Here is a 9,057-nt window from a genome sequence, read left to right as displayed (position 1 = left end):
GGCCGCGATGGGGTCCCCGGCTCATCGACCTCGACCTGATCCTGTACGGCGACCGCACCGTCCGCACGCCATCCGTCGAGGTTCCCCATCCTCGCTACCGGCAGCGCCGGTTCGTCCTGGAACCTCTGGCCGAGGTGTGGCCCGACGCCCGCGACCCGGACGGCACGCGGGTGGCGGACCTACTCGAGGCGGTGTCCGACCAGATGGTGGCCCCGGTAACCGTGCGCCGCTGGCCGCACGCCGGCCTCTTCAGCCGAAGCGCCGACGCTCCCAACTGACCCGGCCGAACGGCTTCACGCCCAGGGCCGTCCATGCTGTCGAGCCGCGGCACCTGGCTGAACGTTCCCACTGCCGACCTCCTGTCGGGTCGCCTCATCGCTGATCGAGCACGACTCCTCGACAAGCAAGACCGGCATCGCTAATGTTTGCTTTGACTTGTGCACAGACGTTCATACCGAATCGGCAGGGAGGTCATGAGTTCGATGCAGGTTGGTCGCACAGAAAGAGCCGCTGAGCGAATCCGCCGGGGGGGGGGGTATGGCTGCTCGCCATCGTCTCAGCCCTGGCCCTGCTCCTCGCTCCAGCAACCGCGGTAGCCCAGCAGGACCGGTCGGTCACCAGCGTTGAAAGGCACCCTTCGGACCTGAGCCTAATAATCATCACGTTCGACGCGAACATTCAAGCCGGCGTTTTCGAGGCAGCTGCCTTCACTGTGACTATGGATGGCGTCTCCCAGACCATTAACCAAGTGGTATTCGCCTACGGCAACCCTCGCGTGGGACTCCGTATGCCTTCGACGGTTCCTGCTTATGCGAGAGTCCTCGTGACCTTCGACAAGACCGCGAACGCTAGCCGGCCGACAGACTCAAGCAATAACCAGTTCGGCAGCTTCACCAACGTCGAGATGGCCGTCTCGGTTGTTACCGAGGACGTATACGACGCGTTGGGGGCGTACTTCTCCGGCACGGAGACCGTCTCGGGTGAGGGGATGTTGAGCTTGGTCAATCGCTTCATTCGCGACGTCTATGGCGATGACGTGACGTACCACGAGAAGCTGCTGGAGAAGGTCGATGCCGGTCAACTAGATGACATCGTGCCTGGCCCGCAGTCGGCTTGGGGGGATCCGGGGACAGAGGATTGGGCCCAGATGGGCCAGGGGTTCCCCAGGTGCATCTACGACGCGCAGGGGAACTGCATAGACATGAGTGAGACTTGGGGCGAGCGGTATAAGTGCGGCAACAAGCCCCAGCCCGGGCTGGCTGACAACGACTTCGGGGACTTCTTTTGGGCGTGCAACGATGGGCAGTGGGTTCCAGTCAGGCGGCCCCGGCCCGGTGTTGACTACGCGCATGACCACCAGCTCATTCGTCCCGGTCAGCCGGGATACGACAACAAGTGCCTCTATGTGCGTCGTCACCCCGATGGCCACCCCCAAGCAGGCCAACCGGTCCTTGACGAGAACGGCAATCGGATCCCGGAGCCGGTCTCTCGATACAACGGGAACGGCACCTGGACCACCATCCGTGGGGCGAACTATGACCCGATCGACGGGAGTTGCCGGGGCCGTGGCTGAGCGGCTGTTGGTTGTGTTCTTGGTGTAGTTGACCGCACCACAGCGGCACTATGGAAGTAAGAATGCGAAGAGGTCTGATGTCGGGCAGGAGGCCTGCCGCGATAGCGGTGCTGGTTGTCGCCGCGGCGGCTGTGGCTGTGTTGTGCCTGTCGGTGCCGGCTGGTGCGGGTGGGCATCGGGCGGTGCGGACGTTTGACGCGGCTGTGGTGGAGCCCGGCGGTGAGGTGGAGGTGCGGATCAGGGCGCGGGACTTCGGACAGTTCGGCAGGGTCAGCGAGGCGCTGCCCGAGGGGTGGACCTACTCGGGTTCGAGCCTGCCTGAGGCCGCGGTCACCGTCGAGGACGGCGGTGTGGTCCGGTTCTTGTTGTTGAACCCGGAGCCGTCCTCGACGTTTGCGTTCACCTACACGTTGACCGCGCCCGACACCGACGGGGTGTTCGCTCTGTCGGGGACTATCGAGGATTCCGCCCGGGCCAGCGTGGCTGTCCTCGGGCACCGCGAGATCGTGGTGGTGGACGCCTCATATACGGAGCCGGTAGCGCACCTTCACACCTCCGGCGTTCTCGACGGCACGCTGTGTGCTGACGGTTTCTGCCCCAGCCGGCCGGTAGACCGCAAGACCATGGCGGTGTGGATCGTGCGCCTCCTCGACGCAAGGGATCCCCGCCCGATCACCGAGTCGAGGTTCGACGATGTGGACCCGGCCGGCTTCCATGGCCGGTTCATCGAGCGGCTGGCTGAGCTGGGTGTGACCGCCGGATGCGGCGACGGCCGCGGGTTCTGCCCCGACCGCGGCGCTTCGCGGGCGCAGGTGGCGGTGTTGTTGTCACGGGCCTACGACCTGCCCGAGGGTCCCGACCCCGGTTTCAGCGACGTGGCCTCCGACGCCTGGTACGCGGCTGATGTGGCCAGGCTCGCGGCGTCGGGCATCACGGCGGGCTGCGGCGACGGGACCGGGTTCTGCCCCGACCGCGACACCACACGCGGCCAGATGGCCATATTCCTGCACCGCGCCGAGACCGCCGACACTGCCGGCGACCCCGCCGGTTAGGAAGACGCCCCAGGCGCAGCGTCGGACGCGGGTTGTGTCGAATAACTCGACGACTGCCAGGAATGTCCCAGGGGCCCTGGTCGGGGCCGCGGATCGAGCCGCCGAGGGTTTGGGGTCGGTGAGCGGGCTGTAACCCCTTCACCCTATAGACTGCCGGGTTGTGATAGGTCTCCTGAAGGCGATCCGCGGGTTGCTGATCCTGGTCGCCCTGCTGCTGGCGGTGATCCCCCTGGTGATGCTGATCAGCCTGCTGACCGGTGGTACGGGATACGGCCTGTGCGCTGACGGTCTCGCCAGCTGCGATACCGCCTTCCTGACCGGACCGGCAGTGGCGGCCCGCATCTGCCTCGCGCTGCTCATGGTTGCCGCCGCCGTCCGGGTGATCTCCCGGATCGTCAGCCGGGTCGAGAAGGACCGCCGCTGGGCAAGAGCCCGATCCCGCTACTCGGACCTGGCCGACTGGGCCGACCGCCTCCGGTAACCGACCTCCTCAGCCGGTCTGCTCCATGAGCTCGGCGATGGTATGGCTCACGAGATACAGGCCCTTGGCGGTCACGCTCATGCCACCGTCACCTGTGTCGAGCGATCCGCTGATCACCAGCCGGTTGCCCCTACGTTCTTCGACCCGGCCCCGGAGATCGATCACCCCCGCGACGCCGACCGGGCGGCGGTAGCGCAGCTCCAGCCTCCCGGTGACGCATAAGACCTGCTCCTGGAGGATCCCGGCCCAGACCAGGATCTCGTCGAGGGCGGTGGCGGCGATCCCGCCATGGAGGTTCCCGATGGTGCCTTGGAGGTCGTGGCGGGCGGTGAACGTCGCCACCACGTCGTCCCCCCGGATGTCGAAGTCGTCGATGTGGAGTCCGATCGGGTTGGTCCGCCCGCAGGCGAAGCACTCGTCCCCGGTGTGTCGCCTGAGGGCATCGACTATGTCGGCGACCGGCGGGACAGGTTCAGCCAAACCGGATCACGCCGCCGTCGACCGACGCCACGCTGGTCACCGCCCAGACCGGCCAACCCCGTTCCTCGATCAGGCGACGGGCGCCAACCCAGGCCTTCTCGATGGCGAAGACCGCCCCCAGCATCTCGCAGCCGAGTTCCTCGACTATCTCGCCCAGCGCCACCGCGGTCCGTCCCTGGGCGAGGAAGTCGTCCACGACCAGCGCCCTCATTCCGGGCTCCAGCACGTGCCTGCGGATCTCGATCGTGTACTCGAAGCCCTTGGTGGCCGACCGCACCTCCTTGCTCACCGCCTTCCTGGGCCCCGGTAGGACGTACTTCTTGGCATAGACCATGGGGAGACCCAGCTGCGTGGCGGCGGTCAGGGCGGGAGGTATCCCGCTCGCCTCGGCGGTGACGATGACATCCGGCCGGAGCGGGGCGGCGATCTCGGCGATCCGGCGGCCGAACTCGACCATGACGGTGGGGTCGACCCGGTGGTTCAGGAAGGTGTCGGCGCTGATGATCTCACCGCTGACGCTTGACCGCTCGAGTATGTAGCGCTCCAGGTCCATGCGGCCTGCACGATACCCGCACCAGGCCCGCCGACGCCGGGGGCCGGCTCAGTCAGGCGGGAGGGACTTCGGCTCGAACGGGCACAGCCTGGCGAGCTCGCACTCCCAGCACCGGGGCTTGCGAGCGCTGCAGACGTCCCTGCCGAACTGGATGATCCGCATCGAGAGATGCTGCCATTCGTGGCGGGGCACCAGGGCCTTCAGGTCCTGCTCGATCCTGGTGGGGTCGTCCTCGGTCGTGAGCGAGAGCCGGTTGGTGATCCTCCGGACATGGGTGTCCACCGCGATGGCCGGTTGGCCGAACGCCTCTGCCAGCACCACCGAGGCGGTCTTGCGCCCCACACCCTTCAGCGTCACCAACTCGGCCATGTCATCCGGAACCACCCCGCCGTAGCGCTCCACCAGGTCCTGGGCCAGGGCGATGATCGACCGGGTCTTCTGCCGGTAGAAGCCGGTGGAGAAGATCACCCTCTCGACCTCTTCGGGGTCGGCGGCGGCCAAGTCGTCGGGGGTCGGCCAGCGGGCGAACAGGTCCGGGGTGGCCCGGTTGACGTTCTCGTCGGTGGTCTGGGCGGATATGACCGTCGAAACCAGCAGCTCGAAGGGGTTGGCGTAGGCGAGAGCGGTGCTGATCTCCGGATATCGGGAGGCGAGCCGGTTGACGATACGCCGGGCGTAGCCCCGTTCCCTTGCGGTCGGGACGGTTCCGTCCGCCCGTACCTCACCCCTTCCCATAGTCTTCGCAGGTTAGATGCGACGAGTGCCTCCCCGGTCAATCCGGCCCTCATGGGGCGCGTCGACGGCGGTGGAGGGCATAAGCTTCCGGGGCTTCCATCATGTTCCGCATAACCGACGACGACCGCACCATTGCCCGCCTGGCCGTTCCGGCCCTGGGCGCGCTGGCCGCCGAGCCCCTCGTGGCGCTGGTCGATACCGCCTTCGTGGGACGCCTCGGCGAGGATCCTCTGGCGGCGATGGGGGTGGTGACCGGCATTCTCGGCCTGGCGTTCTTCGTCTTCATCGCCCTGGCCTATGCCGGAACCCCGCTCATCGCCCGGGCGATCGGGATCGGCGACCACGGCCGGGCGGCGCAGTTGGCCGGCCAGTCGCTGTTCGTGGCCGCGGTGCTGGGGGCTGCGGGCCTGGTCCTGCTCGAAGGGGCCGCCCCCCAGCTGGTCGGCCTGATGGGCGCCGGGCCGGATGTGGCGCCGCATGCGGTCTCCTACCTGCGGATCCGCGGCCTCGGCCTGCCTGCTCTCCTCATGATCTCCGTCGGACACTCGGTGTACCGGGGGGTGGGCGACACCCGGACCCCGATGTTCATCAGCATCGGCCTGAGCCTCGTCAACCTGGTTCTCGATCCCCTGTTCATCTTCGGATTCGGATGGGGACTGGCCGGCGCCGGCTTCGCCTCGGTGATCGCGCAGACCGTGGGCGGCGGAGCCTTCCTGTTCTTCTTCCTGACCGGCCACACCGGGCTGGTCCTGCGCCGGGTCCGGCCCCGGTGGGCGGACCTGAGGGAACTGGTCGGCGCCGCGTCGGCCCTCTTCGTGCGGACTTCCGCGATCGTGGCGGCACTCACCGTCGCGGTGGCGGTCGCCGCTCGCCTGGGCGACGCCGAGGTGGCCGCCCACCAGGTGGCGGCCCAGGTGTGGATATTCCTGAGCCTCGTGGTCGACGCGGTAGCGATCGCCGCCCAGAACCTGGTGGCACGCCATCTCGCCACCGACCGGGCGGCCGCCCGCCGCTTCTCCCAGCGGATGCTCTTCTGGGGACTGTGCTGGGGAGTGCTCCTGGCGGTGGCCTTCTGGTTCGTGCGCAACGACCTGCCCGGGTGGTTCACGACCGATCCGGCGGTGGCTGCGCTCGTAGTGGTCCTGATGCCGTTCGTCGCGCTGAGCCAGCCCCTCAACGGCCTTATCTTCGTGCTGGACGGGATCATGATCGGCGCCACCGACTTCGCGTACATGGCCAAGGCGATGGTCTTCGCCGCGGTGGTGGCGTGCTCGCTGATGGTCTTGGCGGACTCGATCAGCGCCGTCTGGTGGGCGCTGCTCACCATGAACGCCCTCCGCCTGGCAACCCTGTACCGGCGCTACCGGGTGGTGGTCATGTGACTCAGGTCGTCGCCCAACGTCTCGGGAATGACGAGTTGGGCGAGCATGGCTACCACCACCCCCGCGCCCAGCGCGGTCACGGTCAGCGGCAAGCCCCAGAGCTCGATCGTGGTGCCGGCGATGGTCAGGCCGATAATCGACCCGAGCACGGCCACCGTATGCAGCCATTGGGTGGCGGTGGCCCTGATGGCGGTGGGGAACAGCTCGGTTCGCTGGGCGGCGCTGACGGGCAGGGCGGCCGAGCTTCCGAAGGCCGACAGCGTCGCGGCCACGATGAGAAGGTCTCTGCTCGACGTCCAGTAGAAGCCGATCCCGCCCGCCAGCCCCACGACCAGCGAGAGGAGAATGGCCGGCTTGCGTCCCAGAGTGTCGCCCATGCGCCCACCGAGGAAGAAGCCGGTTCCTCCCAGCGTGCCTCCGATCAGCAGGATGCGCGCCGCCTCGGAGGAGGTCAGGCCCAGACCGTTGACGAGGCGTTCGAGAGCGAAGGTGACCGCCACCGCCGAGAAGGCGCTTAACGAGAGGCTGTAGATGCCGGCCAGCCAGAAACGTCCGGAGAAGCGACCGAACAGGGGTGGGAACACGCTGCCACCGCCGGTGTCGAACTGGAACACCCTGCTCTCCTCGACCCTCACCCTCAACCAGAGGTAGATGGGAAGGCCGGCCAACGATGCCGCGAACAGGAGGCGCCAGCCGGCCTCGCTGGTCTGGGCGATCGGAAGGGCGAGGAGCCCCGCTCCGGATCCGAGCGCCACGGCGGTGGAGTAGAGGCTGATCGCCCAGGCCCGGTTGTTCCAGTTGACCCGCTCGGCCAGCAGGACCGTGGCGAGCATCGCCATCGCTGCCGAACCCATGCGGGCGGCCACTTGCAGGGCGGTGTACACGGTGGGGGAGAAGGCCGCCGCCGTGGCGCCGGTGGCCAACATGAGCATCAGGTACGCCGCCAGGAAGGGTCCTCGACGTCCCCAGCGGTCGCCGAACACCGCGTACACGACGGCTACCAGGGAACCGATGCGGGCGACGGCGAACAGGTAGCTCATGTCGGCCTTGGACAGGTCGAACGCGAGCCGGACGAACGGGAGGGTGTTGACGGCCTGGGTCTGGACGTATCCCTGGAACAGGCCGGCCAGGTACATCAGGCCCAGCAGCCGCCAGTCATCCCGGCGGTACCCGGAGGCCGGACCGAACATGCGCAACAGGGCGCTCAAGGCATCGATCCCGCGGTCGGCCGCACGATGGACGTATCGGGGCGATGGTTCGGGCCCGTAGCGGCGAGCCAACCCGGTGTCACAGGGACCATCCCGACCAGGATACCCCGTAACCCCGCTCCATCTCTCTCCCGGTTATCGCCGTGGCGGGCCCACTCGCCTCACGTACGCGATAGAACCGAGGAGGCGGTCCTCGGGTATGTCGTAGTAGGTGCGGAGAACGGACTCGGAGTCGCCGGCCGGCCGGTAGCCGTGCTTCTCCAGGACGCCGCGGGCCTTGTAGTTGGCCTGGTAGGTGCCGGCCACGATCATCCTGGTCGAGCCGGGCGCAGACGCCTCGACATGGCGGATCAGGGCGCCGGCGACACCGCTTCGCTGGTGCTCGGGAAGGACGTACAGGTGGCGAAGGAGCACCACGTCCCCGATGGGCTCGCTACCCGTGACCCCCACCAGGCCATGGTCCGAGAAGGCGCCCCACCATGTCATCCGCTCCGCCTCGGCATCCCAGCCGGACTCGTCGATCTCCGGGCCGTGCAGCTCCTCGGGCGGAAGGAACTCGCGGTACCAACCGGCCGCGGTGTTGATCACCCCGACCGCCGCCTTGCGTTCCCCGGATCGCAGCTCGCGGATTGCCGGGCCGGTGTCTGGGGGCGATGGCAGGTCGGGCGGGTTCAACGGAAGCTCCCAGGACGGATGGGTACTGCGGGACCGGCCATACCGATCCGCTCAGAGGTGAAAGGTACACGCTGCCGGCCCTACGCATGCCTCCCGTCGAAAGGAGGCGGACGGCCAGGGACTCCGCCCCGTCCCGGTCGTGCGATCCGGCTGCCGGCCGCCTACTATGAGATCCCGTCGGATATAGCCGGGAGGCGGAGTTCTGAATGTCCAGGATCGTGCATATCGTTGGAACGGGGACCATCGGGGAACCCTTGATCGGTCTCATGGCCGACAACCAGGAAGCATTCGGCATCGACGAGGTGACGTTCCACAAGCGAACGCCCCTGCTTCGTGAGCGGGGCAAGGTGAACGATCTGGTGAGCCGGGGCGCTCATCTCTCGGTCGACCGGGATCGGTGGTCCGGCTTCGAGGAGTTGGGTCACGCCCCCAAACTGGAGGCCTGGGAAGCCATCGAGCGGGCCACGGTGGTGGTCGACTGCACCCCGGCGGGAAACGAGAACAAGGACAAGTACTACGGGAAGGCCTCCGACGTCAGCGGCTTCCTCGCCCAGGGTTCCGAGTTCGGCTTCGGCAAGATGTACGCCCGGGGCATCAACGATCAGGCTCTCGACCGGGAGGAGGACCGCTTCCTCCACATCGTGTCATGCAACACGCACAACATCGCGGTTCTGCTCAAGACGCTCGGATTCGACGCCGACGGGACGAACCACATCGTCGAGGGGTCCTTCCTCTGCATCCGGCGGGCCAATGACATCAGCCAGGTAGGCAAGTTCATCCCGTCTCCGGAGGTCGGGACCCATTCCAAGGGGAGATTCGGCACCCACCACGCCCGGGATGCTCACCACCTCTTCCGGACCGTAGGAGAGGACCTCGACCTGTTCTCGTCGGCGATCAAGGTCAACAGCCAGTACATGC

Annotated in this window: 11 protein-coding genes; 6 read left to right on the top strand and 5 right to left on the bottom strand. The window is 67.4% G+C overall.

Annotation, left to right across the window (positions count from 1 at the left end; all coding sequences use genetic code 11):
- The 4 genes from folK to OXK16_13565 form a co-directional block, all read left to right on the top strand.
- A partial coding sequence (folK, locus tag OXK16_13580; GenBank protein MDE0376975.1) for a 2-amino-4-hydroxy-6-hydroxymethyldihydropteridine diphosphokinase occupies window positions 1-278 on the top strand: 278 nt, incomplete at its 5' end.
- Between the two features lie 545 nt (window positions 279-823).
- Window positions 824-1,573 (top strand): hypothetical protein, encoded by a 750-nt coding sequence (locus tag OXK16_13575; GenBank protein MDE0376974.1) that lies wholly within the window; start codon window positions 824-826, stop codon window positions 1,571-1,573.
- Window positions 1,574-1,635: 62 nt separating this feature from the next.
- A complete protein-coding gene (locus OXK16_13570) occupies window positions 1,636-2,625 on the top strand; it encodes an S-layer homology domain-containing protein (GenBank protein MDE0376973.1) in 990 nt (329 codons plus the stop codon).
- A gap of 160 nt (window positions 2,626-2,785) precedes the next feature.
- Entirely contained in the window at window positions 2,786-3,106 is a 321-nt protein-coding gene (locus OXK16_13565) for a hypothetical protein (GenBank protein ID MDE0376972.1), read from the top strand.
- Window positions 3,107-3,115: 9 nt separating this feature from the next.
- On the opposite strand, the gene OXK16_13560 is transcribed toward OXK16_13565, so the two are convergent.
- The 3 genes from OXK16_13560 to nth are packed head-to-tail and all read right to left on the bottom strand — an operon-like array spanning window position 3,116 to window position 4,874.
- The gene (locus OXK16_13560; GenBank protein ID MDE0376971.1) at window positions 3,116-3,586 is read right to left on the bottom strand and encodes a PaaI family thioesterase; all 471 of its coding nucleotides are present in this window, start codon (window positions 3,584-3,586) and stop codon (window positions 3,116-3,118) included.
- The gene (locus OXK16_13555) at window positions 3,579-4,139 is read right to left on the bottom strand and encodes a phosphoribosyltransferase family protein (GenBank protein ID MDE0376970.1); all 561 of its coding nucleotides are present in this window, start codon (window positions 4,137-4,139) and stop codon (window positions 3,579-3,581) included. Before OXK16_13555 ends, OXK16_13560 begins: the two co-directional genes overlap by 8 nt.
- A 48-nt stretch (window positions 4,140-4,187) precedes the next feature.
- Window positions 4,188-4,874: an endonuclease III gene (nth, locus tag OXK16_13550; protein MDE0376969.1), complete on the bottom strand. Its 687-nt coding sequence runs from the start codon at window positions 4,872-4,874 to the stop codon at window positions 4,188-4,190.
- Window positions 4,875-4,975: 101 nt separating this feature from the next.
- On the opposite strand from nth, the gene OXK16_13545 reads away from it, so the two are divergent.
- Entirely contained in the window at window positions 4,976-6,256 is a 1,281-nt protein-coding gene (locus tag OXK16_13545; GenBank protein MDE0376968.1) for an MATE family efflux transporter, read from the top strand.
- Here the strand turns inward: OXK16_13545 and OXK16_13540 are convergent.
- Together OXK16_13540 and OXK16_13535 are read right to left on the bottom strand one after the other, a co-directional pair.
- On the bottom strand, window positions 6,235-7,464 hold the full coding sequence (locus OXK16_13540) for an MFS transporter (GenBank protein MDE0376967.1): 1,230 nt from the start codon (window positions 7,462-7,464) through the stop codon (window positions 6,235-6,237). The two genes, OXK16_13545 and OXK16_13540, sit on opposite strands and share 22 nt — an antisense overlap.
- Window positions 7,465-7,599: 135 nt before the next feature.
- Window positions 7,600-8,139 (bottom strand): GNAT family N-acetyltransferase, encoded by a 540-nt coding sequence (locus OXK16_13535; protein ID MDE0376966.1) that lies wholly within the window; start codon window positions 8,137-8,139, stop codon window positions 7,600-7,602.
- Between the two features lie 206 nt (window positions 8,140-8,345).
- Here OXK16_13535 and OXK16_13530 point away from each other — a divergent pair.
- A partial coding sequence (locus OXK16_13530; protein ID MDE0376965.1) for a hypothetical protein occupies window positions 8,346-9,057 on the top strand: 712 nt, incomplete at its 3' end.

It is taken from the genome of bacterium (assembly GCA_028821235.1).
Lineage (GTDB): Bacteria > Actinomycetota > Acidimicrobiia > Spongiisociales > Spongiisociaceae > Spongiisocius.
This window is presented reverse-complemented; position numbering and strand designations above follow the sequence as displayed.

Bases quoted from the DNA above. Each gene is read 5' to 3' on its own strand.
- OXK16_13555 (MDE0376970.1), bottom strand. From the start codon at position 4,139: ATGGACCTGGAGCGCTACATACTCGAGCGGTCAAGCGTCAGCGGTGAG.
- OXK16_13570 (MDE0376973.1), top strand. From the start codon at position 1,636: ATGCGAAGAGGTCTGATGTCGGGCAGGAGGCCTGCCGCGATAGCGGTG.
- OXK16_13545 (MDE0376968.1), top strand. From the start codon at position 4,976: ATGTTCCGCATAACCGACGACGACCGCACCATTGCCCGCCTGGCCGTT.
- nth (MDE0376969.1), bottom strand. From the start codon at position 4,874: ATGGGAAGGGGTGAGGTACGGGCGGACGGAACCGTCCCGACCGCAAGG.